Below are 25,514 nucleotides of genomic sequence, written 5' to 3'. Positions count from 1 at the left end.
ACCGAAAATCCATTGATCGGCCCCCGACGAGAATGTTAGATTATCTATCCGATGGCCCGGCCGGGGTCGCTTTGGCTGCCGGGGCCGAAGGGTGGCATTCGTGATCGAACACGCTGACGGAACCCGCACGCCGCTGATCGACGCCAGCGTGCACATCTTCTGTCGGTCCAACAAGGACCTGCGCTCGTTTTTGCGTGAGCCGTTCAAGAGCCGCGGCTTCCCCGACTACGAGATGGACTGGTACGGCGCGCCGGGCGGCGAGTACGCGCCCAACACCGAGGGCCCGGACCGCCGGTACCCGGGGTCGGACCCGGAATTCGTTGCCGAGGAACTGTTTTCGAAGCGCGGCGTCGACGTGGCGATCCTGCACCCGATGGGCCGCGGCATCATGCCGGACCGGCACCTGGGCAGCGCGCTGCACGCCGCCCACAACGAGATGATGGTGTCGCGCTGGCTGGACTCCGGCGAATTCGGTACGCGGTTCCGCGGCACCATCCGGGTCAACCCCGACGACGTCGCCGGCGCGCTGCGCGAGATCGATAAGTGGCGCACACACCCGCGGGTGGTGCAGATCGGCGTCCCGCTGCAATCCCGCGAGCTGTACGGCAAGCCGCAGTTCTGGCCGTTGTGGGAGGCCGCCGCCGAGGCCAACCTGCCGGTGGCCGTGCACATCGAGACCGGCGAGGGGATCGGCTTCCCGCCGACGCCGTCCGGGCACACCCAGACCTACGAGCAATACGTCGGCTTCATGGCGCTGAACTACCTCTACCACCTGATGAACATGATCGCCGAGGGCGTGTTCGAGCGGTTCCCGGCGCTGAAATTCGTGTGGGCCGACGGCGCCGCCGACTTCGTGACGCCGTTCATGTGGCGGATGGACACGTTCGGCCGGCCCCACCTGGAGCAGACGCCGTGGGCGCCCCGCATCCCCAGCGACTACCTGCCCGACCATGTGTATTTCGTCCAGGGCAGCCTCGACGGTCCGCCTGACGCCGACTTCGCCGGCGAGTGGTTCGGCTTCACCGGCAAGCAGGACATGGTGATGTTCGGCTCCAGCTATCCGCACTGGCAGTGCGGTGACGCCCGCAAGCTGCCCGGCGCGCTGTCCGCCGAGCAGCGCGACAAGCTGTGCTGGCGCAACGCGGCCGACCTGTACGGGATCGACATTTCGGTCGACCTCGCGGCGGGCTAGTCGCAGAATGAGGAAAGGGACACTGAGGAGGTCGAGATGACGCTCACCCACATGCAGGAACGGAAACCCGCCGCCGAGCGGATCGCCGTCCGGTGCGTCGACTCCGACGTGCACCCGGTGCCCAAACGCGGGGAGATCGCCCCGTATATCCCCGAACCGTGGCGGAGCAAATTCTTCCTCGACCACCGGGTCGGCGAACTGATCTACTACGACGCCCCCGACTACGCGCACGCCTTCGCGATGCGCACCGACACCTTCCCGCCGGACGGCGAATTCCCCGGCAGCGACCCGGACATGGCGTTTCGCCAGCTGATCATGGAGGCCGGCTCCGACATCGCGATCCTGGAACCCGCGGGCCGCACACCGCGGATCGGGGAGGCCCACCAGGCGTACTGCAGCGCCCTCAACGACTGGCAGGACAACCACTGGCTGGACAGCCACAACAACTGGCACGAGCGCTGGCGCGGTTCGATCTGCGTCGCGATCGAGGACCCCGAGGGCGCCGTCGAGCAGATCGAGAAGTGGGCCGGGCACCCATACATGGCCCAGATCCTGGTCAAGGCCGAGCCGCGGCCGTCATGGGGCCACCCGAAATACGACCCCATCTGGGCGGCGGCCACCAAGCACGACATCGTGGTGAGCTGCCACCTGTCGCGCAGCTGCTACGAGATGCTGCCGACGCCGCCGGTCGGCTTCCCCAGCTACAACCACGACTTCATGGTCACCTACTCGCTGCTGGCCGCAAACCAGGTGATGAGCATGGTGTTCGACGGTCTCTTCGACCGGTTCCCGACGCTGCGGATCGTGTTCGTCGAGCACGCGTTCACCTGGATCCTGCCGCTGATGTGGCGGATGGACTCGATCTACGAGGCCCGCAAGTCGCGGATGGAGATCAAGCGCAAGCCCTCGGAGTACGTCAAGGAACACATCAAGTTCACCACGCAGCCGCTGGACTACCCAGAGGACAAGACCGAGCTGACCCGCGCGCTGGAATGGATGGAGTGCGACAAGATACTGCTGTACTCCTCGGATTACCCGCACTGGACGTTCGACGACCCGCGCTGGCTGGTGAAGCACCTACCGAAGGCGGCGCGGGACGCGGTGATGTACAAGAACGGCATCGCGACCTATCACCTGCCGGAGACGGTTCCGGTGCTCGAGGGACAGGTTCGGGTGCTCTGAATTGGCGGAACAAACCCCGAAGCGGCCCCGCCTCGCCCAGGGCCGTGAGCACGCCGTCGCGACCGTAGACGAAATCCCGCCCGGCACACACAAGTTGGTGCCGATCGGACGGCACGGCGTGGGCGTCTATAACGTCAACGGCACCTTCTACGCCATCGCCAACTACTGCCCGCACCAGGGCGGCCCGCTGTGCTCGGGCCGGCCGCGCGGGCGCACGATCGTGGACGAGACAGCTCCGGGTGACTCGGTCATGGTGCGCGACCTGGAATACATCTATTGCCCGTGGCACCAATGGGGTTTCGAGCTGGCGACCGGCACGACCGCGGTCAAGCCCGAATGGAGTATCCGTACCTATCCGGTGCGCGTTGTCGGCAACGACGTTTTAGTACAGGCCTAACCACAGGAGAAATCGGGTGCCTTCTATTGAGATCAACGGGGGAAACGTTGTTTACGAGATCCTCGGTGACTCGGGCGATCTCATCGCCTTGACCCCGGGTGGCCGGTTCAGCATGGAGATCCCGGGCCTGCGCCCGCTGGCCGACGCGCTGGTGGCCGGTGGTTACCGGGTGCTGCTGTGGGACCGCCCCAATTGCGGCGCCTCCGACGTGCAGTTCTACGGCCAGAGCGAGTCGCACATGCGCGCCGAGACGCTGCACAAGCTGGTGACGGGGCTGGGCTTCGAGCGCTGCATTCTCGCCGGAGGATCCGGGGGCGCAAGGGATTCCATGCTGACCACGATGCTCTACCCCGAGATGGTCACCAAGCTCGTGGTGTGGAACATCGTCGGCGGCATCTACGGCACGTTCGTGCTCGGCTCCTTCTACATCGTCCCGAGCATTCTCGCGGTCCGCGGCACCGGAATGGACGGAGTGGTCAAGGTCTCGGAATGGCGTGAGCGCATCGAGGAGAACCCGAACAACAAGCAGCGCTTCCTCGACTTCGATCCTGATGAGTTCCTCAAGGTCATGCTGCGCTGGCTCAACGCGTTCGTGTCCAAGCCCGGGCAGACGATTCCGGGTGTCGAGGACGAGATGTTCGACCGGATCAAGGTCCCCACGTTGATCATTCGTGGCGGCGAGAACGACATGGACCATCCCAAGCGGACCTCACTGGAGGTCAGCTGCCTGATCAAGGGGTCCAAGCTCATCGACCCGCCCTGGCCGGAGGACGCCTGGGAGCGCGCATCGGAGGACCGCGCGGCGGGCAGGGTGCAGCACTTCAACATGTTCGACACCTGGGTGCAGGCCGCGCCCGCCATCCTGGAGTTCCTGGGTTCGTGACGGCGCTACCTGGTGCGAATATGGACCTCGCAGTTGAGCGAGGCCTCCAGGGCCGTGTGCACGCGGCTTTGAGGAATGCGTTCGAGGTCTTCCTCGCGCAGCGTCACGTATACGACGTCGAAGCCGTCGTCGCCGGGCAGCCGCTCGATGTCACCGGTGAGCCCGAACCCGGACAGCACGCCGTGCGCGTCGTCGTCGGTTCCCCGGCTGATGAACGTGACCACGCCGGGGACCGGGCTGGTGCCGAACACCTTGGCGCACAGCTCGATTGCGGCCCTGGTGGCCGTGGGGGCGTCGTGCGCCGGGATCAGCAGTTCGACTTCGCGACGGCCCTGGGGCCTGGCCGCGAGGTCGTTGTCGACCACCCCGGCGCCCGCACCGCCGGCGAGCTCGAGGAGCGCGGCCATGCCTTCTCGTAGTTGCGCCGGCGTGCACGCGCCCTGCGGGTCGACGTTGACGCGCACCACCGCAGTTCGCATGGGCGCCAGCCTAACCAAGACGACGGCGGGTCGGCCTTGAGCACCACGCAATCCACGACCATCAGCACCGGCACGGCGCCCGGGTGCCAAACCCGGCTGCTGCACGACCAGCCCGAGGACTTTGGGGCCTATCGGCGGTTTGGCGGATACCGTCCGCTCGCCGACCCCGACGGATTGCTGGGCGAGGTCGAGTCCAGCGGGCTGGTCGGCCGCGGCGGCGCCGCCTTTCCGCTGGCGGTGAAGCTCCGCGCGGTGCGCGACAACGGTCGCCTGGCCGGCGGCGCGGTCGTGGTCGCGAACGGCGAGGAGGGCGAGCCCGCGTCGATCAAGGACCGGTGGCTGCTGCGCAACCGGCCGCACCTGGTGCTGGACGGGCTGCGGCTCGCCGCCGCGGTCGTGGCCGCCGACCTCGCCTACGTCTACGTGTCGGACGCGGAGTCGGCGCACAGCGTCGAAACCGCGCTCGCCGAGCTCGATTCGGACGCGCTCGGCGGCCTCACGGTGCGCCTGTCGACCGTGCCGTTCGGCTACGTGGCCGGCGAGGAGACCGCGGCGGTCCGCGCGATCAACGGTGGCCCGGCCAAGCCGACGGACAAGCCGCCGCGCCCGTTCGAAGCGGGCGTCGACGACCGTCCCACCTTGGTGAGCAACGTCGAGACCCTGGCCAACCTGCCCTACCTGCAGGGCCAGGGCTCGGCCGCGTTCCGGGGCGAGGGCACGGCGCTGTCGCCCGGGACGTTCCTGGCCACCATCACCGGCGCCGGCCGGCCGCCAGTGCTGTACGAGCTTCCGCACGGCCTGCCCTTCACCGAACTGCTTGCCCTGCACGGTGTTTCGCCCGACCGGGTGCGCGGGGCGCTGATGGGCGGCTATTTCGCGGGCCTGCTCAATCGCACCGTGCTGGAGACCAGGCTGGACCACGAGACTTTTCGCGGTCTCGGCAGCGGCCTGGGCTGCGGCGCGATCTCGGTGATCACCGACGAGTGTCCCGTCGCCGTGGCGGCGTCGGTGCTGGCCTATTTCGACCGGGAAAACGCCGGTCAATGCGGTTCGTGTTTCAACGGAACGGCCGCGATGGCCGCCGTCGCCGGCGCGCTGCGCGACGGCGCCGCGACGACCGAAGACATCGACCGGCTGCGGCGCTGGTCGGTGGTGCTGCGCGGGCGCGGCGCGTGCGCGACCCTGGATGCCGCCACCAACGTGGCCGCCAGCCTGCTCGACCAGTTCCCGGACGACGTCGCCGCGCATCTCGACGGTCGTTGCCCGGACTGCGCCCGCGGCGCGTTCCGCGCCGATCGTCCCTACGAGGCCGAACCGGTGAGGCACGCATGAAAATCCGTTTGGACCGCACCGTTTGCGACGGTTTCGGCATCTGCGCCAAGCACGCACCGAAGTACTTCTCGCTCGACGACTGGGGCTACGCGTGCGTCATCGGCGACGGGACGGTCGCCGACGAAGACCGCGACGACGTCATGCGCGCGCTGCTGGACTGCCCGGTGCACGCCATCGCCGAGATCGGCGATCGCACGTCCCGTGCCCGTCAGCTGCCGCTCGCCGACGCCGAGGACCCCGCCGAACATCTCAAAACCGAAGAGAACGAGGCGGAGTGGGGATTCACGCGATGAGCCGTCCCCGCTCCGGTTTGCGCCGTGCAACTCACCTTTGACGCCGAGGTCGAAGCCTTCCGGGCGGAGTTCGTCAGCTTTCTGACCGAGCACCTGCCCCCGGAGGCGCAGGCCACCGAGCGGCCGTCCTCGACGTCGCACGTGCCCGAATGGTCGCGCCGCTGGCAGGCGCTGCAGTTCGACCACGGGTGGCTGCTGCCGGGAAACCCGCCGGAATTCGGCGGCCGCAACGCCAACATCCTGCAGCAGTTCGTGCACCGCGAGGAGCTGTCGCGGCGGCGGATCTATCACTGTTTCAATCCCCAGGGCGTCGGCATCATCGCCGCCTCGCTGCTGTCGTTCGGGACCGACGAGCAGAAGCGCCGCTGGGCGGTGCCGATCCTGCGCGCCGAGCTGACCGCGTCGCTGGGCATGAGCGAACCGGGTGCCGGCTCCGATCTGGCCGGGCTGTCGACCAGGGCCGAGTCGGTCGGTGACGAATTCGTGGTCAACGGGCAGAAGGTGTGGACCTCCGGCGCCCACGACGCCGACGTCATCCTCACGTTCGTGCGCACCGACCCAAACGCCCCCAAGCACAAGGGAATCAGCGCGCTACTCATCCCGACCGACACGCCCGGCGTGGTGCGCCGGCCGTTCGCATCGGTCTACGACCGCGACGACCTGGACTTCAACGAGGTGTTCTTCACCGACGTGCGGGTGCCGGCGGACAACCTCGTGGGCCCGCTGAACGGCGGGTGGCGCGTCGCCAGCGGCTCGCTGGGTCACGAGCGCACCCTGATGTGGATGGCCTTCGCCAACCGGCTCGAGCAGCTGCTCGAGGACTACCGGCCGGCGGACGCGATGAACCGGGACCGCTACGCGACCATCGTGATGGACCACCACGCGCTGCGGCTGCTCGGTTCTGCGGCGCTGGGCCGCGCGGCCCGCGGCGACGTGGACGTGGCGGGCCTGTCCGTGCTGAAGGTTCTCGGTTCGGAAGCCGAACAGAACGCGCTGCGCCATGCGCTGGACGCGGCCGGCTGCGACGGCCTGCGCGACAAGGCGCTGACGGCCGCGTACAACCCTTATGCCCCAACCCTGTTCACCGCGAGCTGGTTCAGCCGATACATCAGCTCCTACGCGGGCACGATCGCGGGCGGCACCTCGGAGATCCAGCGCAACATCATCGCCCAGCGGGTGCTGGGCCTGCCCGCGCGCTGATCACAAATCGGGGCACAGCGACGACAGGAACTCCTGGGTCCGTTGCCGCGACTCGCCGCGTTCCGTTGCGTCCTTGCCCAACGGGACAATTCGCGCCGCCAGGTCGGTGGCGCCCGCATCGCGGTAGCGGCGCAAGCGGGCCAGGATGGCCGCCTCGTCGCCCGCGGCCATGGTGTCGCCGACGTCCTCGGCGTCGCCGTGCTCCAGCAGTCGCACATAGTTCGGGGAGAAGTCCGCGTGCCCGAGCACCTCGCTGGCGTAGGCGCGGGCGGCGTCGGTCTCGCCGTTCGAGCAGAGGGCGACCGGAACACCCGCGACGATCCGTGGCGCGGGCCGCCCGGCCCGGCCGGCCGCCGCGGTAATGCGTGGGGCGACGTGGTCGCCGATCGCCCGCTCGTCCGCCATCCACAGGATGGTGCCGCCGGCTCGCTCGCCCGCGAGCTGCAGCATCGTCGGCCCGAGCGCGGACAACAGGATCGGAACCCCGTGTGCGTCAGTCACATCCACCGGTGAGTGGACGCAATAGTTGGCGTTGTCGACATCGACGGTCCCCGGCCCGGAGAACGATGCGTCGAGGACGTCGAGATAGTCGCCCATCAATCGCGCGGGCCGATCGTAGGGCAATCCCAGTTGGCCGTTGACGATCCAGTGGTGCGAGGGACCGATGCCGAGCGTGAACCGTCCGCCGCAGGCGACCTGGGTGGTCAACGCCTGCTGCGCCATGATCATCGGGTGGCGGGTCTGGATCGGGACGACCGCCGTCCCGAGTTCGATGCGATCGGTGGCCTGCCCGATCAGCGTGACGGCCGTCATCGCGTCGAGGTAGCCGGGGACCTGGGGCATCCAGAACGTGGTGAAACCCGCGCGTTCGGCGGCGACGCCATCGGCGACCAGCCCGGGCAGCCGGTCCCCGCGCGGGCGCTCCTTGTCGGAGCCCACCATCACGCCGACGCGCATGTGTCCCGGTCCCTAGGGGACATACCGGTCCCATTCGTACGGCACCACCGCGAAAAACGGTGCGGCGAAGACGGGTTCGAAGCCCGCCTCGCGCCACCGGTCGGCCAGCACGGGCCGCAGCCGTTCGGCGGTGGCGACCGGGTCGTCGTCGAGGAAGCAATACGTGATCGACTGTCCCCCTTGCGCGCTGGCCAGGCTCGCGTCGACCCGCCGCGACACGGCCGACCAGACACCGGCGACGCCGTCGACCGCGACGAGCGAGTCCACCGGCGCCGAGCCCCGCTCCACGATCAGGAACGCGCCCCGCACCGGCAGCCACGGCAGCACGTCCGACCCGACCTTGACCCGCGCCGCGGCCGCCTTGCTGCGCACCTCGTACACGCCCCGTTCCACCGGCGGCAGCAGCGGCAGCTTGCGGCCGGCGTCGCCGAGCGCCGTGGACAGCTCGTTGAACCCGCGCAACCCGGCCGCGTCGGTGAAGAAGTACGTCATCACGTGGTCGACCGCGTCCAACGGCCCGTCGGTGACGGGACGCGCGGCGCGGCAGGCCGGCGTGGACACCAACCGCAACGAGGCGCGCACCGCGGCCAGCCGGTGTTGCTCCGGGCGGTGGTCGAGGGTGTGCCAGCGCAGGTAATCGGCGTCTATCCCGTCGGGATGGCGGGTCGCCATGGACACGAACAGCGTGGTGATCTCGCCGCGCCCAACGGCGAGGACGCCGGGGACCTCGTCCGATGGCAACCCGGGAAGCTGCATCGCATCCGTCCTCATCGTGTCGAATCGTGTTCGGCCAGCGGTATTTCGGGGTGGCGGGCCGCGATCATGCGCCGGAAGCCTTCGCGCCACGGGACTTTCGTGGTTCCGAGGACGTCGTGCATGTGGGCGACATCCGGCCATAGCGGGGTGTGCGCGTCGGTCGTGTATTCGAACACCGGCTCGACCCCGACAAGACGGCCCATGAAGGCGCAGTACTCCTCGACGCTGACCGTCTCACTGCCGGCCCAGTTCACCACGACCGGCGGCACCGCGGCGACTTCCATGGCGCGGATACCGAGTTCCACGTAATCGTCCTCATAGATCGGGTTGTAGTTGTTCGGCTTGTCGGGATGCAGCCGAATCGGCTTGCCCGCCAACATCGCATCCAGCCGATCGGCGGGCGCGCCGCCCTCCGGCCCATACGTCGAACAGATCCGGATGATGGTCAGCGGAATCCGATGGTGCCGCGCGATCCACGTGCAGACGGCCTCCGCGGCAACCTTCGAGAAGCTGTAGTTCGCGCGCAACGGCGCCCCCGGCGGATCAGTCTCGGTCAGCGGCCGCTGGCCCTGGTAGGCGTAGATCGACCCGGTCGAGCAGAACACGAAACCCTTTGCGGCGCGGCAGTGGTAGAGCAGTTCGCCCGACATCTGCGCGTTGGTTTCCACGCACCGGCCCCAGTCGTCCGTGCCCGCGTCGACGGCCGCATGAAAGACATAGTCGAAGTCGTGCGGGAGGTCGGCGAAGTCACCCGCGGCGATGTCGAGAGCGACGGGTTTGATGCCCGCGCCGACGAGGCGTTCCCGCGCCGCGGGATCTTTCAGGCGGGCCGCGCCCCACACCTCGTTTCCCGCCGCCGCCAGGGCCCGCGCGATGGGGAACGCGATCTTGCCCGTCGCCCCGGTGACGAGGATCTTCTGTGCGTCGAGCAACCAGCCCTCCCGGTCGACGGCCTGGATCATGCCTGCTTGCGGATGATAACGTAATTCTCCGATTTGTATAACGGGCCTACCGGCCAGGAGGTGACGTGTCCGCAGCACCGGGACGACCGCTGCCCCTGATCACGCTGGACAACGAATTCTTCTGGACCTCGGGGGCCGACGGCACGCTGCGGTTCCAGGAATGCACGAGCTGCCAATCGCTGATCCACCCGCCGGCCCCGGTGTGCCGGTACTGCCGGTCCCAAGACCTGGGCGTGCGGGCCGTCTCCGGCAAGGCGACGCTCGCCGGGTTCACCGTCAACCACCGATTCAGCCTGCCTGGGATGCCCGCGCCCTACGTCGTCGCGCAGGTGGCGATCGCCGAAGATCCGCGGGTCCGCCTGACCACCAACATCGTGGAGTGCGATCCGGACCGGCTCGAGCTCGGCCAGCAGGTGGAGGTCACCTTCGAGCAGATCGAGGACGTCTGGCTGCCGCTGTTCCGGCCGGTTCCGGGTGCCGAGCCCGGCCCGCTGCCGGCCGACGAGATCGCGCCGGAGCGCTTCGGCGAACACGTCCGGCCCATGCTGACCGCGGAGAAGTTCGAGGACAAGGTCGCCCTGACCGGAATCGGCATGTCGCCGATCGGGCGGCGGCTGATGCAGCCGCCGCTGGCGCTGACGGTGCAGGCGTGCGAGGCGGCGATCGCCGACGCCGGCCTGACGTACGCGGACATCGACGGCCTGTCCACCTACCCCGGCGCGATCAACGTCGCCGGCTTCGGGGAGGGCGGCGTCACCGCGCTCGAGGCCGCGCTGGGCATCCGCCCGGCGTGGCACAACGGCGCCATGGAGACGTTCGGCCCGGGCGGCTCGGTGATTGCCGCGATGCTCGCGGTCGCCTGCGGGCTGGCGCGTCACGTGCTGTGCTTCCGGACGCTGTGGGAGGCCACCCACGGCGAGCTGATGAAGCAGGGCAAGATCGCCCCCTCGATGGGCCGCACCGCCGGGTGGACCTTCCCGTTCGGCGCCACGTCGGCCGCGCACACCCTGGCGATGAACGCGCAGCGGCACTTTCATCGCTACGGCACGACGAAGGAGACGCTGGGCTGGATCGCGCTGAACCAGCGCGCCAACGCCGAGCTGAACCCGTCGGCGATCTACCGCACCCCGATGACGATGGACGACTACCTCAGCGCGCGGCCCATCACCACCCCGTTCGGCCTCTACGACTGCGACGTGCCGTGCGACGGCGCGATCGCCGTGATCGTCTCCGCCGTCGACGCCGCCCGCGATCTGGCCAAGCCGCCCGTACTGGTGGAGGCGGTCGGCACGCAGATCGTCGAGCGGATCGACTGGGACCAGAGCACCCTGACCCACGAGCCGCAGGTGCTGGGCCAGGCCGCGCACGTGTGGACGCGCACCTCGCTGCGGCCGGCCGACGTCGACGTCGCCGAGCTGTACGACGGGTTCACCATGAACTGCCTGTCCTGGATTGAGGCGCTTGGCTTTTGCGGGATCGGCGAGGCGAAGGAGTTTCTCGACGGCGGCAAGAACATCGCCCGCGACGGGCAACTGCCGCTCAACACGCACGGGGGCCAGCTGTCGCACGGCCGCACCCACGGCATGGGCCTGCTGCACGAGGCGGTCAGCCAGCTGCGCGGCGAGGCCGGCGACCGGCAGGTCGCCGGCGCCCGCGTCGGCGTGGTCAGCAGCGGGGGCCTCACCCCCAGCGGCGTGCTCCTGCTGCGGGCCGACACATGACGGTCCGGCCCCGGCTGGTGATCGTCGACGGCGTGCCGATGTCGGCACTGGTCGCCGAGGCGGACAATCCGAGGGCCGTGATCGTGGCCATCCACGGCGGCGGCACCACCGCGGTCTACTTCGACTGCCCGGGCCACCCGTCCTTCTCGTTGTTACGGTCCGGCGCGGCAGCGGGATTCACGGTCGTGGCCCTCGATCGTCCCGGCTACGGCAGCTCCGCCCCGTATCCCGAGGCGATGGCCCGGCCCGAACAGCGCGTCGATTTGGCCTACGGCGCGGTGGATCGCATCCTCGGGCAAAAGCCCCGCGGCGCCGGCCTGTTCGTGATGGGCCACTCGGGCGGCTGCGAGCTGGCGATGCGGATGGCCGCCGACGAGCGCGGCGCCGACCTGCTGGGCGTCGAGCTGGCGGGCACCGGACGGCACTACCACCCCGCGGCCCGGGAAATCCTGAAAACCGCTACCCGGGAACGCCGCCCGGCGGGCCTGCGCGAGCTGTTGTGGCACCCGGAGCGGCTGTACCCGCCCGAGGTCCTCAACGGCGCCACCGTGTCCCCGACGGCCCCCTCGTACGAAGACCAGATGGTCTCGGATTGGGCCCGCCACACCTTCCCGACGCTGGCCCCCGCGATCCGCGTCCCGGTGCACTTCAGCATCGCCGAGCACGAAAAGGTCTGGCAGACCGACGATTCGGCCATGGACGAGATCACGGCACTGTTCGCCGGCTCGCCGCGGTTCACCGTCCACCGGCAGGCCGGAGCGGGACACAACGTCAGCCTCGGGCACAGCGCCTTGGACTACCACGCGGAGATCCTGTCGTTCGCGGACGAATGCGTCGCCGCCCGAGCGAACCCCGCTGAAACCGAAGCCGCAGCGGGCGACCTGGAGACCGGGTGAAAGTCGGATTCATCGGGCTGGGCAGCCAGGGCAGCCCCATGGCGCGGCGGATCGTCGGGGGCGGCTACCAGACCACGCTGTGGGCGCGCAGACCCGCGACCCTCGAGCCGTTCGCGGATACCCCGGCGGCGGTCGCCGCGTCACCGGCCCAGCTCGGCGCGTCCAGCGATCTGGTCTGCCTGTGCGTCGTCGGCGACGCCGACATCGAAGAAATCACCGGCGGCGAGGACGGGCTGCTGGCGGCGATGAAAGCCGGCAGCATCATCGCGATACATAGCACCGTGCACCCCGACACGTGCCAGAAGCTGGCGAAAAGGGCTAAGCGCAAAGGCGTTTCGGTCGTCGACGCGCCGGTCAGCGGCGGTGGCCCGGCGGCACGCGACGGCCGGCTGCTGGTGATGGTCGGCGGCGACGCCGACGCCGTCGAGCGCTGCCGTCCGGTCTTCGAAACCTACGCCGACCCCGTCGTTCACCTGGGCGGGGTGGGAACCGGACAAACCACCAAGCTGCTGAACAACCTGCTGTTCACCGCCAACCTGGGCACGGCGGCCGCCGCCCTGACGCTGGCCGATTCGCTGGGCATCGCCGCGGATCGGCTGGTCGAGGTCGTCTCGCGCGGCAGCGGGAACAGCTTCGCGCTCAACGCGCTTGGCGGGGTCGGCGGCCTGGATCGCCTGGCCGGGTTGGCGGGCACGCTGCTGCGAAAGGACGTCCGGTTGATCGCCGAGCTCGCCGAACGGGCCGCGACGAACCCGGGGGCCGTGCTCGACGCGGCCGACGCGACGCTGGCGTCGATGGGTCACCCACGATGAGATGACAGCGTTTCGGTCTTTTCGCCCCGTCATGAAACCGCTACCGTTAGCGTTACAGTCAGGCAATCCGCTGTAACGGTTCCAGCCCGCCGCCGAGGAGGATGCAATGACCAGAGCCAAGGTCGTCTTCGATCCGTTTTCCCAGGAATTCTTCGATGGCGCGTGGGACACGTACCGGCGGATGCAGGAAGAGGCGCCGGTCTATTACAGCGAGGAATACGACTTCTATGCGCTGACTCGGCACGACGACGTGGCGGCGGGCCTGAAGGATTTCGAAACCTATTCGTCGGCCTACGGCATCGACCTGTCGATGGTGCGCTCCGGGGAACGGCCCCCGCAGTCGATCATCTTCATGGATCCCCCCGACCATCGCCACATGCGCAGCCTGCTCAACAAGGTCTTCACGCCGCGGGCCATCGAATCGCAGCGGCAGATGGTGACCGAGAAGATCGAGAAGTACCTCTCCGCGGCCGATCCGGACCGGTTCGACGTGGTGCAAAACTTCTCCGGCCCGTTCCCCGTCGAGGTGATCACGACCATGCTGGGGGTGCCCGAGGAGCACGCGCAGCAGGTGCGGCACTGGATCGACGAGGGATTGACCCGCGAACCCGGCCAGGTCGAAGTCGGCGAGAAGGGCATGCAGGCCAACATCAACACCGCGATGCTCTACTACGACCTGCTGATGCAGCGCCGCGCCGAGCCGCGCGACGATTTGTTCACCAAGCTCATCGAGGCGGAGATGGACTGCGAGAACGGGGAGAAGCGGAAGCTCGACGACCTCGAAATAGCCGGTTTCGCAACGCTGTTGGGCGGCGCCGGCGCCGAGACCGTCACCAAGCTGGTCGGCAACGCACCCGTCGTCTTCGCCCGCTTCCCCGAGCAGTGGCAGAAGCTACTCGACGACCGCAGCAAGATCCCCGCCGCGGTCGAGGAGCTGCTGCGCTACGAGGCACCGTCGCAATACCAGGTCCGCCGCTCGATGAAAGACGTTCACCTGCACGGCGTCACGATTCCGGCCGGAAAGCCGATCTTCCTCATCAACGGCGCGGCCAACCGCGACCCCGACGCCTGGACCGATCCCGACAAGTTCGACATCGATCGCGACCGGACCGAGGCGCAGAACATGGGCTTCGGCTACGGGATTCACAGCTGCCTGGGCGCCGCCCTGGCGCGCATGGAAAGCGCGATCGCGCTGGACAAGCTGCTCGACTTCATGCCGCGCTACGAAGTGGACTGGTCGGCATGCGAACGCGTCCAGATGCAGAACGTCGCAGGATGGAAACACGTACCGGTGAGGGTGCTGCCATGAGAATCGAAGTGGACTGGGGTCTGTGCGAGAGCAACGGGGTGTGCATGGGCATCAATCCCGAGGTCTTTCATCTCGGTGACGACGACATGCTGACCGTCTTGCAGCCGGAGGTCACCCCGGAGATCGAGTCGGACGTGCGCGAGGCCGTCCGCCAGTGCCCCCGGCAGGCGATCTCGATCGTCGAGTAGCGATTCAGCCTCTGGCCGAGGGCATTTCAAAACCCGCTGAGGATGACCGCATTGCAGTCGGCCGCGGCCTGCCGCAGCTTCGCCGCCTTCTGGTAGGCCTCGGACTCGTACCACGCACGGGCCGCGTCCACGGATTCGAATTCCAGCACCACGGTCTGGTCGCCGTGCCAGCCGCCCTCGAGCACCGCGGGCTTGGTGTCCACCGCGAGCACCTTGACGCCGCCCATCGCCGCGCCCGCCGCCTGGGCGTAGGCCTTCATGCCCTCGGGATCCTTGATCGCCTCGGTCAGGATGACGTAGCCTTTGGGCACTCGAATCTCCTTCGCTAGCTGGGTTTCTCGCTGATGGCCTGCTCGGGGCAGCACTCGATGGCCTCGCGGGTCGCGGCCTCGAACTCCGGCGGCACATCGGTGTCGATCGCCACCGAGTAACCGTCTTCAGTCAGGGTGAACACCTCCGGGCACAACGTCACACACACGCCGTGGCCGCGGCAGCACTGATCGTCAACCCAGACCTTCATGCCGGAGTGAACTCCAGGTGCAGCTCGGTCAGGCCGCGCAGGATGTACGTCGGAACGTATTGGTAGCGGCGGTCATTCGCCGGACCGTGAACGTTCTCGTCGATCCTGATGTCGGACGTCCGGTCCAGCAGCCGCTCGAGCGCCACCCGGGTCTCGGCGCGCGCCAGCGGTGCGCCGGGGCAACTGTGGATTCCCCGCCCGAACGAGATGTGCTGGCGGGCGTTCTTGCGGGCCGGGTCGAACGTGGCGGGGTCTTCGAAGCGGCGCGGATCCCGGTTGGCGGCCGCCTGCACGATCATCACGGTGGTGCCCGCCGGCAGGTCGACCCCACCGACGTTGACGGGCACCCGGTTCATCCGGAAGTCGCCCTTGACCGGGCTCTCGTGGCGCAGCGACTCCTCGATGAAGTTCGGCAGCAGGCCGCGGTCCTTGCGCAACCGCTGCTGGATGTCCGGCCGCTCCGCGATGGTCTGCAACGCGGCGCCGAGCAGCCGCACGGTGGTCTCCTGGCCCGCGGAGAAGACGTTGCTGGCGACTCGCGCCACGTCTTCGACGTCGGGAATCGTGCCGTCGGGAAAGGTGGCGGTCGCCAGGCCGGTCAGCACGTCGTCGCGGGGCTCGCGGCGGCGGTCGCGGACGTAGTCGGAGAACAGGCCGTAAAGGAATTCCAGCGGGCTGTGGGCCAGCGATCCCTTGGTGCCCCCGATGCCGCCGCCCGCATGCTCGGCGATGCCCTTGACGAACTTGTCGCGGTCCTCCATCGGCACTCCGAGCAGGTCGGCGATGACCAGCAGCGTGAACGGGCCGGCGAAGCCCTTGATCCATTCGCCGCGCCCGGGCGCCAGGAAGTCGTCGAGCGCCTGGTCGGCCAGTGCCCACATGGCGTCCTCGTTCTCCTTGAGGCGCTTGGGGGTGATCAGCCGCATCATCAGCGAGCGGTGGTTGGTGTGGGTCGGGGGGTCGAGCGTGGGCAGCTGGTCGCTGAACGGAAGTTCGTCGCGGTGCTTCTCGATCAGCTCGGTCACGTCGTCACCCTCGAGGGGCACCGGAAAGCCGGGGAACGGGCCCGTCACCGAGATGCACGAGGACCATGTCTCAGCGTCGTTCAGCACGGCGCACGCCTCGTCCCAGCCGGTCACCATGGTGACCCCGTGGTGGGCTTCGGGGGTCACGGGGCACCGCCGCCGCAGCGCCTCGTAGTAGGGGTAGGGGTCTTCGATGAGCTCGCTGCCGCGGAAGAAGTCCATCTCGGTGAAATCGTTCACCATCTAGCTCCGTTCGAATCTCTACTAGTGAGAATGTGCCTCTCAGAGATGAGTATTACATTTTCACACGCCGTCGCCGGCGTCAACGAAGGGGGTGGCTGCGGCTACCTACCCGGCCGGAACCAGATCCGCGGCGACCGACGGGCGCGCCAGCAGTCCGCTCCGGAAGCTTTCGGCGTCCCCGATCGAACCGAGCGGCACCGCCTCGACGCCCAGGGCGGCGGCGAGCGCCCGCGCTTTGAAGTTCTTAGCGGCCATGCTCAGCCGGTGCTGCACCAGGCCGAGGCTGTCGTCGAGCTCGGCGGGCCACGTTTCGCCCCACAGCGTGACCTCCGTGGCGCCCTGATCGAGCGCCTGCAAAAGGCCTTGGCGCACCCGCGGGTCGCAACCGAACAGATCCGCGGCGGCCGCCAGCGCCTGGGGACGGGGACGGGATTCCGTCGCCGCCAGGGCGTCCTCCAGGTGGAGGGTCCGGGCGCCGAGGATCTGCAGCGGCCGGGAGTCGGAACCGTCGGCCTCCGTCAGCAGCACGGTGACGTCCCATCCCGCCATTGCCCGGTCGAACAGCCAGCCGCCGGCGAACCGCACCACGTCGACGACGCCGGCGGCGACGACGTCGAGCCGGTACCTCATGTCTGCGTCCCCGTCGGCCCCATCGTCCCTGGCGTCGCGAAGTCCCGGGCCAGCGCCTCCGCGTACTCCTTGAACACATCGCTGAGGGGTATCGAAGGGTCGAGCAACCATATTGTTTCCATTCCGTGGACGAAGGCGAGAATTTCCAGCGCCTTGACGGCGGGCTCGATGTCGGTGCGGTACCGGCCGTCGGCCTGACCGCGCCGGATGAGCTCGGCGACGATGTCGATGGCTTCCTGCTGGCGCGACAGCATGCGGTCGTGCAGCGGAGCGTCCGGGAGGATGTTTTCGACCAGCAGCACCGTGAAGGTGCCCACCATTTCGGGCGCGCGGTTGAAGCGATCGGCGACCCGGGCGATCTCTACCAGGAGGTCGCCGGTGCGGTCGGCATGAGAGTCGTCGTCGAGGTCGCGCGCGTCCAGCACCGCGTGCAGCAGCTGCTCCTTGGATTCGAAATGGTGCAGCAGCCCGGCCGGGGTGACCCCGGCCTCGCCGGCGATCTGGGCCAGGGTGGTGTTGCGCCACCCGTTGCGCGTCAGCAGGCGCTGCGCGACGTCCAGGATGCGCTGCTTGCGGTCCTCACCCTTAGCGAGAAGCGTGTCGTATCGCCGTGCGACGGCCACCGGACTCCTTGTCGATTGGCGGCGTGAACCAACCTAGTGAACACACAGTAGGTTGGTTTGACCGCTGTGACAAGGGTCTCAGGGACGCCGTTTTTGCGGCGGGGGTCAGCCGACGAGCTCGACCAGGGTGGCGTTGGCCGTGCCGCCGCCCTCGCACATCGTCTGCAGGCCGTAGCGGATCCCGTTGTCACGCATGTGGTGCGCCATGCGCGTCATCAGCACCGCGCCGGAGGCGCCCAGCGGATGGCCCAGCGCGATGGCGCCGCCCAGCGGGTTGACCACCCGCGGATCGGCCCCCGTTTCGGCCAGCCAGGCCAGCGGGACCGGGGCGAACGCCTCGTTGACCTCGAAGACCCCGACGTCGGCGAGCGAGACGCCGGCCTTGGTCAGCACCTTCTCGGTCGCCGGGATGGGCCCGGTGAGCATCAGCACCGGGTCCGCGCCGGTGACGGCGCCGGCCCGATAGCGCACCAGCGGCGTCAAACCCAGCTCGACGGCCAGCTCCGAGGTGGTCACCAGCAGTGCGGCCGCGCCGTCGGAAATCTGCGAGGAGTTGCCCGCGTGGATCACGCCGTCCTCGACGAACGCCGGCTTGAGACCCGCCAGCTTCTCGGCCGTGGTGCCCCGGCGCACGCCCTCGTCGGCGACCACGGTGCCATCGTCGGTGAACACCGCGACGATCTGATCGGTGAAGGCGCCGGCGTCCTGGGCGGCCGCCGCGCGCTCGTGGGACTGGACCGAGTATTCGTCGAGCTGTCCGCGGGAGAAGCCCCACTTCTTGGCGATCATCTCCGCCGACAGGCCCTGATTGAAGGAGAAATCGTCATAGCGCGCAAGGACTTTCGGCCCGTAGGGCATGCCGGTCGCCCGGGCGGCGCCCAACGGGACGCGGCTCATCACCTCGACACCCCCGGCGACGACGACATCCTGCTGGCCCGACATCACCGCATGCACGGCGAAATCGAGCGCCTGCTGACTGGAACCGCACGCCCGGTTGACCGTGGTCCCGGGGATGGTTTCCGGCCAGCCGGCCGCCAGGACCGCGTAGCGGCCGATGTTGCTGGACTGGTCGCCGACCTGGGACACGCACCCCCAGATCACGTCGTCGACGACCTCCGGTCCGACTCCGGCGCGTTCCAGCAGTTCGTTGAGCACGACCGCGGACAGGTCGGCGGCGTGCATGCCGGACAACCCCCCGTTGCGCTTCCCTACTGCCGTCCGTACCGCCTCGACGATGACTGTCTCACGCATCCGTACTCCGATTCCCTTCGCTGGGTCTTGGAACCGCCCACCGACCAGTAAACGACGGCTCCCGTCGCTCGGCGAAGGCGGCATAGGCGGCCGCGGCGTCCGCGGTCGCGAAGTTGCCGACCTGGGCGCGGGCCTCGTTGGCCAGCGCGTCGCGCATGGTGCGGTCGGCGCCCTCGTTCAGCAGGGCCTTGGTCTGGGCGAGCGCGAACGGCGGGCCGGCGGCCAGCCGGTCGGCGACTTCGTCGACGAACGCGTCGATCTCCGACGCGGACACCACCCAGGTAACCAGGTTCAGGGCCTGGGCTTCGGCGGCGTCGATCGTCTCGGCGAGCAACGCGAGCCGCTTCGCCTGTTGCAGGCCAACGAGTTTCGGCAACAGCCACGAACCGCCGAGGTCGATCGACAGGCCCCGCTTGGAAAAGATCTGGCAGAACGTCGATTCCGGGGTCGCCACCACCAGATCGCAGCCCAGCGCCAGGTTCCATCCGGCGCCGACGGCCACCCCGGTCACCTTGGCGACCGTCGGGATCGGCAGCTCGTGCAGCGCCAGCGCCACGTCGGTGAGGCGCTGCAGCTTGTGTTTCGGATGCACGTCGTCGGGCACCGAGATGTCGGCGCCGGAGCAGAAGCTCCCGCCCGCACCGGTGATCACCAGCGCGCGCACGCCGCCGTCGCGGCCGGCGTCGTCGATCGCATCGCGCAACACGATCCACAACTCGGGGTTGATCGCGTTCTTGCGGTGCGGACGGTTGAGGGTCAGCGTCCGAACGCCGTCGCGGTCGTCGGACAGCAGGACCGGCCCGTCGGTCCCGGGCGGTGGCGTCACATCACCATGCCGCCGTCGACCGGCAACACCTGCCCGGTGATGTACGACGCGGCATCGGAGGCCAGAAAGACAAACGCGCCCGCCACCTCCTCGGGTTCGGCCCAGCGCTTCAACGGAATTCGGGTCATCATGTTGGCGGCGAACTTCTCGTTGGTGCGGATGGTCTCGGTCATGCGCGTGGCCGCCAGCGGCGCCAGCGCGTTGACCAGGATGTTGTTGCGCGCCATCTCCCGCGCCAGCGACTTGGTGAACCCGATGATGCTGGCCTTGGCCGCGGAGTAGTTCACCTGGCCCAGGGTGCCGGTGATCCCGGCCGACGAGACGACGTTGATGATTCGGCCGGTGCCGTCCTTGGGCAGGAAGCCCAGCGCGGCCTGGGTGCAGTGAAACGCGCCCATGAGGTGGATGTCGAGCACCCGGTGGAAGCTCTCGTCGGTGAGGTCGGCGAACATCGCCGGGGCGGTCACGCCGGCGTTGTTGACCAGGATGTGCAGCGTCCCCTCGGTGAGCCCGGCGGCGCGTCCGGCCGCGGCGTCGGCCGCCTGCCGGTCGCGCACGTCCAGCGCGACTCCGTCGGCCTTGCCCCCGCTGTCGCAAATGGCTTGCGCGACAACCGAAGCCGCGTCGCCGTCGACGTCGGTGACCAGCACCGCCGCGCCGGCGTCGGCCAACGCCCGCGCGACCGCCGCCCCGATCCCGCTCCCGGCCCCGGTCACCAACGCCGATCGGCCGGTGAGGTCGAACAGCGGATTGGTCATCAATAGCTCCTCGGCAGTTTCAGGACGTTAGCTCCCAGGAAATTCAGAATCATCTCCTGGCTGACCGGTGCGATCTTCATCAGCCGGGCCTCGCGGAAGTAGCGCGTGATGTGGTACTCCTCCGCGTAGCCCATGCCGCCGTGGGTCTGCAACGCGCGGTCCGCGGCGGCGAAGCCGGCGTCGGCGCACAGGTATTTGGCGGTATTGGCCTCGCGCCCACAGGGTTTGCCGTTGTCGTAGAGCCAGGTGGCCTTGCGCAGCATCAGCTCGGCGGCGTCGAGGCGGGCCAGCGAGTCGGCCAGCGGGAACTGCAGGCCCTGGTTCATGCCGATGGGCCGGCCGAAGACCTCGCGCTCATTGCCGTACTTGACCGCCTTGTCGAGTGCCACCCGCCCGATGCCGAGCGCCTCGGCGGCGATCAGCATCCGTTCGGGGTTGAGACCGTCCAAAATGTACTGAAATCCCTTGCCCTCCTCGCCGATTCGATCCTCGACGGGCACCTCGAGGTTGTCGATGAACAGCTCGTTGGAGCTGACGGCGTTGCGGCCCATCTTGCGGATCGGGCGAATGTCGACGCGGCTGCGGTCGAGGTCGGTGATGAACAGCGTCATCCCGTCGGTCTTCTTGGTGACTTCCTCATAGCTCTGGGTGCGCGTCAGCAGCAGGATCTTGTCGGACTCCATGGCCTTGGAGATCCACACCTTGCGGCCGTTGACGATGTAGCGGTCGCCGTCGCGTTTGGCGAACGTGGTGATGCGCGACGTGTCGAGCCCGGCGCCGGGCTCGGTGACCCCGAAGCAGACGTGCACCTCCCCGGTAGCGACCCGGGGCAGGGTGCGGGCCTTGAGTTCGTCGGAGCCGTGCACCACCACCGGCTGCATGCCGAAGATCGACAGGTGGATCGAGCTGGCCGCGTTCATCGCGCCGCCGGACTTGGCGACCTCCTCGAGCAGGATGGTGGCCTCGGTGATCCCGAGGCCGTGGCCGCCGTACTCGGTCGGGATCGTCATGCCCAGCCAGCCGCCGTCGGCGATGGCCTTGTAGAACTCGGTCGGAAACTCGTGTGCCTGGTCTTTTTCCATCCAGTACTGGTCGTCGAACTTGCGGGCCAACTCGGCGACAGACCGGCGGATCAGCTCCTGGTCCTCGGTCAGCTCGAAATTCATTCCACCCACTGGTGGCACCTTTCTTCCTCAGCGCGAGCAGACGCAAAAGCACCTAATCCGTTGGCGTGTCGGGTGCTTTTGCGTCTGCTCGGCGCCAGTGTTGCTCAGTCTGTGTTGCCGGTGAGCGCTTTCGCGTTGGCCGCGAAATCCGCGAACGACGCGCCGCCTCGGCTGTCCTTTTCGTGGCCCTGCGCCTTGATGGACACGTCGTGCCCCTCGGCGGCCTTGCGCAGCGCACCGACGGTCGCCTGTTCGCGCGAAATGTGAGTGAACGGGTCGAACGAGTACCACCGCATGGCGTTCTCGTAGGTCATCTTCTTGATCTCGTCGTCCGGCACGTTGTTCAGCGACAGGACGTCCCAAAGTTCTTCGGGCGCACCGGGCCACATGGAGTCGCTGTGGGGGTAGTCGGCTTCCCAGCAGATGTTGTCGATGCCGATCTCGTTGCGCAGCGCCACACCGACCTTGTCGCTGATGAAGCAGGTCAGGAAGTGGTCGCGGAAAACCTCGCTGGGCAGCTTGCCCTTGAAGTCCTGATGCGTCCAGGCGGAGTGCATCTCGTAGGTCCGGTCCGCGCGCTCCAGGAAGTAGGGGATCCAGCCCGTTCCGCCCTCGGAGAGCGCGATCTTGAGGTCCGGGTACTCCTTGATGGGCCGCGACCACAACAGGTCGGCGGCGGCCTGCACGATGTTCATCGGCTGCAGCGTGATCATCACGTCCATCGGCGCGTCGGGTGCGGTGATGGCCAGCCGGCCCGAGGAGCCGATGTGGACGTTCATGACGGTGTCGGTGTCCACCAAGGCCTTCCACAGCGGGTTCCAGTACTCGTCGTGGAAGCTGGGATATCCCATCGCGGCCGGGTTCTCGGTGAAGGTCAGCGCGTGCACGCCCTTCTTGGATACCCGGCGCACCTCGGCGGCGCACGCCTCGGCATCCCAGATCACCGGGATCGCCATCGGAATGAACCGCGCCGGGTAGGCGCCGCACCATTCGTCGATGTGCCAGTCGTTGTAGGCCCGCACCAGCGCGATCGAGAAGTCGTTGTCTTCGGTGGCGAACAGCCGCCCGGCGAAGCCGGGGAACGACGGGAAGCAGATCGAGGCCAGGATGCCTCCGGCGTTCATGTCCTTGACGCGCTCGTCGACGTTGTAGCAACCCGGCCGGATCTCGTCGAGCCCGGTCGGCTCGATGCCGTACTCCTCCTTGGGCCGCCCGGCGACCGCGTTGAGCGCCACGTTGGGGATGACGGTGTCGCGGAACTTCCACATGTCCGAGCCGTCGGGGTTGTGCACCAGCCGCGGCGCGTCGTCCAGGTACTTCGATGGCAGGTGGTTCTTGAACATGTTCGGCGGCTCGACCGTGTGGTCGTCCACGCTGATCAGGATCATGTCCTCTTTGTTCATGGCATTCCTCTCCAACTGGGACGCGCCGCTCCCGCGCGGCCTCGGCGAACCACCGCCCGGCGCCAAGATCACTATTTTGAAAACTATCTTCTCGCGGAGCGAGAATCAACATCCATCGGCGCCGCCGGCCCACGACGCGAGCCTGACCAGCGACGACGGCGACCAGTCGGATTGCGGGGCCCACGCAGGGACTACGGCGACAAACGCGAGCGGACGCGCGCCTCCGCGCGGCCGTGCAAACATGAACGCTCGCCGCGCGGCCCCCGACGGCCGCCCCAGCCCGCCGGCATTGACCAGGCGAGCGAATCGTGCAACTCTATTGGTTGGAAATGAGAATATGATTCTCTTTCACCGAGAGCTAGTCGAGAGTACGCCGAGAGGAGCCCGTTGATGCGGTTGCAGCCGCTACCCGCTGAGCGGTGGGACGAGGCTACCCAGCAGGCGCTTTCGGCCATGCGGAACGCGGACACCAACAACGCCCTTTCCACGCTGGCGCACCACCCGGCGCTGGCCAAGGCGTTCCTTCGATTCAACGTCCACCTCTTGATGTCCTCGACGCTCCCGACGCGCATCCGTGAACTGGCCATCCTGCGGGTGGCGCATCTTTGCGACTGCGCCTACGAGTGGACCCACCACGTGGCGATGGCCAAGGACGAGGGGATCACCGACGACGAGATCGCCGCGGTGCAAAGTGGTGGCGACCATTTCGACACGTTCGAGCAAGCGGTGCTCACCGGCGTCGACGAACTCATCGACAAGTCTGTGTTGTCCGACGAGACCTGGGCGGCGCTCGGCGAGCGCCTGGACGACCGCCAGCGCATGGACTTCGTCTTCACGGTCGGCTGCTACACCCTGCTGGCCATGGCCTTCAACACTTTTGGCGTACAGCTCGAGAACGAGAAAGGTTAGAGCCTTGCCCCACTTCCCGAAGCCGGCCGCCGGCAGCTGGACAGAGAACTATCCCGAACTGGGCACCGAACCGGTCGACTACAGCGACTCGATCGATCCCGCATTCTTCGACGCCGAGCGCGAGGCGGTCTTCAAGCGCACGTGGCTCAACGTCGGAAGGGTCAACCGGTTGCCCCGCACCGGCAGCTACTTCACCAGGGAACTGCCCTCGGCGGGTCCCGGCACGTCGGTGATCATCGTCAAGACCAAGGACGGGTCGGTCAAGGCGTATCACAACGTCTGCCGACATCGCGGAAACAAGCTGGTGTGGAACGACTTTCCCAACGAGGAGACCTCCGGTACCTGCCGGCAGTTCACCTGCAAGTACCACGCCTGGCGCTACAGCCTCGACGGCGACCTGACCTTCATCCAGCAGGAAGAAGAGTTCTTCAACGTCGATAAGGCCGACTACGGCCTGGCACCGGTGCGCTGCGAAGTGTGGGAAGGCTTCATCTTCATCAACTTCGACGACAACGCGGCGCCGCTGGTCGACTACCTCGGACCGCTGGCCAAGAGCATCGAGGGCTATCCCTTCGGCGAGATGACGGAGACCTACTCCTACCGGGCCGAGGTCGGCAGCAACTGGAAGCTGTTCATCGACGCCTTCATCGAGTTCTACCACGCGCCGATCCTGCACCAGGGGCAGTACACCAAGGAAGAGGCAGCCAAGATCCAGAAGTTCGGCTACGAGGCGCTGCACTACGAGGTGGCCGGCCCACACAACCTCCAGTCGACCTGGGGCGGTCAGGCACCGCCTTCGGACATGTCCATGGTCAAGCCGATGGACCAAGTGTTGCGCAGCGGGCTGTTCGGCCCGTGGGACAAGCCGGAGATCATCGAAAAGCTGGAGCTGCCACCGGGTGTCAACGTGAAGAAGGTGCCGCAGTGGGGTATCGACTCGTGGCTCTTCTACCCGAACTTCATGCTGCTGATCTGGGAGCCGGGCTGGTTTTTGACCTATCACTACTGGCCCACCGCCGTGAACAAGCACATCTTCGAGTGCACGCTGTATTTCGTGCCGCCGCGTAACGCGCGGGAGCGGCTGGCCCAGGAGCTGGCCGCGGTCACGTTCAAGGAATACGCGCTGCAGGACGCCAACACGCTGGAAGCGACCCAGACCATGATCGGCACCCGGGCCGTCAAGGACTTCCTGCTGTGCGATCAGGAGGTCCTGATCCGCCACTTGCACAAGGTCAACAGGGACTACGTAAAGGAATTCAGCCACAATGGCCACAACTAGTTTGCCCGGCGAATTTGCCGACCTGGAACCGTATTTGGAGTGGGACCTTGCCACCGAACCCGAACGCTACGCCAAGCGGCTGGCGTCTACGATGGCCGAGATGCAGGCGTTCTATGACGTGGCGTTCCCCCGCCTCAACGACGCCATCGCCTACTGCGACAAGTTCCCGCTCGACGACCTGCCCGACGACGCGCGCACACTGATGCACATGATGCAGTCGCTGGTCATGGTCTCGTTTCCGATCGAGGCCTGGAAGCAGCCGCGCGTGCCCGACAGCGGTGCGGCGTGGGTGGAACTGATTCGGGAACCGGTGATTTAAGAG

At 67.8% G+C, this 25,514-nt stretch carries 29 protein-coding genes; 15 read left to right on the top strand and 14 right to left on the bottom strand.

All coding sequences use genetic code 11. The features are described from left to right. Positions 1-100: 100 nt before the first annotated feature. From AC5Y4Z_RS09645 to AC5Y4Z_RS09630, 4 genes are read left to right on the top strand one after another with little or no spacing between them, the layout of a single operon-like run. A complete protein-coding gene (locus AC5Y4Z_RS09645) occupies positions 101-1,192 on the top strand; it encodes an amidohydrolase family protein (protein WP_499962975.1) in 1,092 nt (363 codons plus the stop codon). Positions 1,193-1,228: 36 nt separating this feature from the next. After that, positions 1,229-2,374: an amidohydrolase family protein gene (locus AC5Y4Z_RS09640; protein WP_499962973.1), complete on the top strand. Its 1,146-nt coding sequence runs from the start codon at positions 1,229-1,231 to the stop codon at positions 2,372-2,374. A gap of 1 nt (position 2,375) precedes the next feature. Further along, positions 2,376-2,771, top strand: a complete 396-nt coding sequence (locus AC5Y4Z_RS09635; RefSeq protein WP_499962971.1) for a Rieske (2Fe-2S) protein — start codon at positions 2,376-2,378, stop codon at positions 2,769-2,771. A 16-nt stretch (positions 2,772-2,787) separates the two neighbouring features. Beyond that, on the top strand, positions 2,788-3,654 hold the full coding sequence (locus tag AC5Y4Z_RS09630; protein ID WP_499962968.1) for an alpha/beta fold hydrolase: 867 nt from the start codon (positions 2,788-2,790) through the stop codon (positions 3,652-3,654). A gap of 5 nt (positions 3,655-3,659) precedes the next feature. On the opposite strand, the gene AC5Y4Z_RS09625 is transcribed toward AC5Y4Z_RS09630, so the two are convergent. Next, complete coding sequence (locus tag AC5Y4Z_RS09625; RefSeq protein WP_499962966.1) at positions 3,660-4,133, bottom strand: hypothetical protein; 474 nt, start codon at positions 4,131-4,133, stop codon at positions 3,660-3,662. Positions 4,134-4,169: 36 nt separating this feature from the next. Here AC5Y4Z_RS09625 and AC5Y4Z_RS09620 point away from each other — a divergent pair, with 36 nt between their 5' ends. The 3 genes from AC5Y4Z_RS09620 to AC5Y4Z_RS09610 are packed head-to-tail and all read left to right on the top strand — an operon-like array spanning position 4,170 to position 6,958. Further along, positions 4,170-5,465: an NADH-ubiquinone oxidoreductase-F iron-sulfur binding region domain-containing protein gene (locus AC5Y4Z_RS09620; RefSeq protein WP_499962964.1), complete on the top strand. Its 1,296-nt coding sequence runs from the start codon at positions 4,170-4,172 to the stop codon at positions 5,463-5,465. Then, positions 5,462-5,758, top strand: coding sequence for a ferredoxin (locus tag AC5Y4Z_RS09615; protein ID WP_499962962.1), 297 nt, complete (start codon positions 5,462-5,464; stop codon positions 5,756-5,758). The genes AC5Y4Z_RS09620 and AC5Y4Z_RS09615 overlap by 4 nt, the downstream gene beginning before the upstream one ends. Before the next feature lie 24 nt (positions 5,759-5,782). Continuing rightward, a complete protein-coding gene (locus AC5Y4Z_RS09610; RefSeq protein WP_499962960.1) occupies positions 5,783-6,958 on the top strand; it encodes an acyl-CoA dehydrogenase family protein in 1,176 nt (391 codons plus the stop codon). On the opposite strand, the gene AC5Y4Z_RS09605 is transcribed toward AC5Y4Z_RS09610, so the two are convergent. From AC5Y4Z_RS09605 to AC5Y4Z_RS09595, 3 genes are read right to left on the bottom strand one after another with little or no spacing between them, the layout of a single operon-like run. Continuing rightward, on the bottom strand, positions 6,959-7,915 hold the full coding sequence (locus AC5Y4Z_RS09605) for a TIGR03564 family F420-dependent LLM class oxidoreductase (RefSeq protein ID WP_499962958.1): 957 nt from the start codon (positions 7,913-7,915) through the stop codon (positions 6,959-6,961). 12 nt (positions 7,916-7,927) lie between these two features. Next, positions 7,928-8,671 carry a hypothetical protein gene (locus tag AC5Y4Z_RS09600; protein WP_499963321.1) on the bottom strand — a complete coding sequence of 248 codons (744 nt, stop codon included), beginning with the start codon at positions 8,669-8,671 and terminating at the stop codon, positions 7,928-7,930. A gap of 11 nt (positions 8,672-8,682) precedes the next feature. Further along, entirely contained in the window at positions 8,683-9,633 is a 951-nt protein-coding gene (locus AC5Y4Z_RS09595) for an NAD-dependent epimerase/dehydratase family protein (protein WP_499962956.1), read from the bottom strand. Between the two features lie 65 nt (positions 9,634-9,698). Here AC5Y4Z_RS09595 and AC5Y4Z_RS09590 point away from each other — a divergent pair, with 65 nt between their 5' ends. The 5 genes from AC5Y4Z_RS09590 to AC5Y4Z_RS09570 all read left to right on the top strand — a co-directional run bounded on the left by AC5Y4Z_RS09590 (position 9,699) and on the right by AC5Y4Z_RS09570 (position 14,559). Beyond that, positions 9,699-11,354: a thiolase C-terminal domain-containing protein gene (locus tag AC5Y4Z_RS09590; protein WP_499962954.1), complete on the top strand. Its 1,656-nt coding sequence runs from the start codon at positions 9,699-9,701 to the stop codon at positions 11,352-11,354. Further along, a complete protein-coding gene (locus tag AC5Y4Z_RS09585; protein ID WP_499962952.1) occupies positions 11,351-12,250 on the top strand; it encodes an alpha/beta hydrolase in 900 nt (299 codons plus the stop codon). Before AC5Y4Z_RS09590 ends, AC5Y4Z_RS09585 begins: the two co-directional genes overlap by 4 nt. After that, positions 12,247-13,062, top strand: a complete 816-nt coding sequence (locus tag AC5Y4Z_RS09580; protein WP_499962950.1) for an NAD(P)-dependent oxidoreductase — start codon at positions 12,247-12,249, stop codon at positions 13,060-13,062. The genes AC5Y4Z_RS09585 and AC5Y4Z_RS09580 overlap by 4 nt, the downstream gene beginning before the upstream one ends. A 106-nt stretch (positions 13,063-13,168) precedes the next feature. Then, positions 13,169-14,371, top strand: coding sequence for a cytochrome P450 (locus tag AC5Y4Z_RS09575; protein WP_499962948.1), 1,203 nt, complete (start codon positions 13,169-13,171; stop codon positions 14,369-14,371). Next, positions 14,368-14,559: a ferredoxin gene (locus tag AC5Y4Z_RS09570; protein ID WP_499962946.1), complete on the top strand. Its 192-nt coding sequence runs from the start codon at positions 14,368-14,370 to the stop codon at positions 14,557-14,559. Before AC5Y4Z_RS09575 ends, AC5Y4Z_RS09570 begins: the two co-directional genes overlap by 4 nt. A 26-nt stretch (positions 14,560-14,585) precedes the next feature. Here the strand turns inward: AC5Y4Z_RS09570 and AC5Y4Z_RS09565 are convergent, their stop codons facing one another. The 10 genes from AC5Y4Z_RS09565 to AC5Y4Z_RS09520 form a co-directional block, all read right to left on the bottom strand. Continuing rightward, entirely contained in the window at positions 14,586-14,819 is a 234-nt protein-coding gene (locus AC5Y4Z_RS09565; RefSeq protein ID WP_499963319.1) for a DUF1330 domain-containing protein, read from the bottom strand. Between the two features lie 65 nt (positions 14,820-14,884). Then, on the bottom strand, positions 14,885-15,079 hold the full coding sequence (locus tag AC5Y4Z_RS09560) for a ferredoxin (protein WP_499962944.1): 195 nt from the start codon (positions 15,077-15,079) through the stop codon (positions 14,885-14,887). After that, entirely contained in the window at positions 15,076-16,347 is a 1,272-nt protein-coding gene (locus tag AC5Y4Z_RS09555; RefSeq protein WP_499962942.1) for a cytochrome P450, read from the bottom strand. The genes AC5Y4Z_RS09560 and AC5Y4Z_RS09555 overlap by 4 nt, the downstream gene beginning before the upstream one ends. Before the next feature lie 105 nt (positions 16,348-16,452). Further along, positions 16,453-16,977 carry a hypothetical protein gene (locus AC5Y4Z_RS09550; RefSeq protein WP_499962940.1) on the bottom strand — a complete coding sequence of 175 codons (525 nt, stop codon included), beginning with the start codon at positions 16,975-16,977 and terminating at the stop codon, positions 16,453-16,455. Further along, complete coding sequence (locus AC5Y4Z_RS09545) at positions 16,974-17,600, bottom strand: TetR/AcrR family transcriptional regulator (RefSeq protein ID WP_499962937.1); 627 nt, start codon at positions 17,598-17,600, stop codon at positions 16,974-16,976. Before AC5Y4Z_RS09545 ends, AC5Y4Z_RS09550 begins: the two co-directional genes overlap by 4 nt. A 105-nt stretch (positions 17,601-17,705) precedes the next feature. Continuing rightward, on the bottom strand, positions 17,706-18,851 hold the full coding sequence (locus tag AC5Y4Z_RS09540; RefSeq protein ID WP_499962935.1) for a thiolase family protein: 1,146 nt from the start codon (positions 18,849-18,851) through the stop codon (positions 17,706-17,708). Next, positions 18,844-19,677, bottom strand: coding sequence for an enoyl-CoA hydratase/isomerase family protein (locus AC5Y4Z_RS09535; RefSeq protein WP_499962933.1), 834 nt, complete (start codon positions 19,675-19,677; stop codon positions 18,844-18,846). The genes AC5Y4Z_RS09540 and AC5Y4Z_RS09535 overlap by 8 nt, the downstream gene beginning before the upstream one ends. Further along, on the bottom strand, positions 19,674-20,435 hold the full coding sequence (locus AC5Y4Z_RS09530) for an SDR family NAD(P)-dependent oxidoreductase (RefSeq protein ID WP_499962931.1): 762 nt from the start codon (positions 20,433-20,435) through the stop codon (positions 19,674-19,676). Before AC5Y4Z_RS09530 ends, AC5Y4Z_RS09535 begins: the two co-directional genes overlap by 4 nt. Continuing rightward, the gene (locus tag AC5Y4Z_RS09525) at positions 20,435-21,601 is read right to left on the bottom strand and encodes an acyl-CoA dehydrogenase family protein (protein ID WP_499962929.1); all 1,167 of its coding nucleotides are present in this window, start codon (positions 21,599-21,601) and stop codon (positions 20,435-20,437) included. The genes AC5Y4Z_RS09530 and AC5Y4Z_RS09525 overlap by 1 nt, the downstream gene beginning before the upstream one ends. Positions 21,602-21,705: 104 nt before the next feature. Beyond that, a complete protein-coding gene (locus AC5Y4Z_RS09520; protein ID WP_499962927.1) occupies positions 21,706-23,004 on the bottom strand; it encodes an amidohydrolase family protein in 1,299 nt (432 codons plus the stop codon). Positions 23,005-23,394: 390 nt separating this feature from the next. Here AC5Y4Z_RS09520 and AC5Y4Z_RS09515 point away from each other — a divergent pair, with 390 nt between their 5' ends. The 3 genes from AC5Y4Z_RS09515 to AC5Y4Z_RS09505 are packed head-to-tail and all read left to right on the top strand — an operon-like array spanning position 23,395 to position 25,511. Then, on the top strand, positions 23,395-23,913 hold the full coding sequence (locus tag AC5Y4Z_RS09515) for a carboxymuconolactone decarboxylase family protein (protein ID WP_499962925.1): 519 nt from the start codon (positions 23,395-23,397) through the stop codon (positions 23,911-23,913). A 4-nt stretch (positions 23,914-23,917) separates the two neighbouring features. Then, a complete protein-coding gene (locus AC5Y4Z_RS09510; protein ID WP_499962922.1) occupies positions 23,918-25,192 on the top strand; it encodes an aromatic ring-hydroxylating oxygenase subunit alpha in 1,275 nt (424 codons plus the stop codon). Beyond that, positions 25,179-25,511, top strand: a complete 333-nt coding sequence (locus AC5Y4Z_RS09505; protein ID WP_499962920.1) for a hypothetical protein — start codon at positions 25,179-25,181, stop codon at positions 25,509-25,511. The genes AC5Y4Z_RS09510 and AC5Y4Z_RS09505 overlap by 14 nt, the downstream gene beginning before the upstream one ends. Positions 25,512-25,514: the final 3 nt, after the last annotated feature.

The organism is Mycobacterium sp. NGS63, assembly GCF_059812295.1.
Note: the sequence above shows the minus strand (reverse complement) of the source record. Positions and strands in the feature narration are given on the sequence as shown.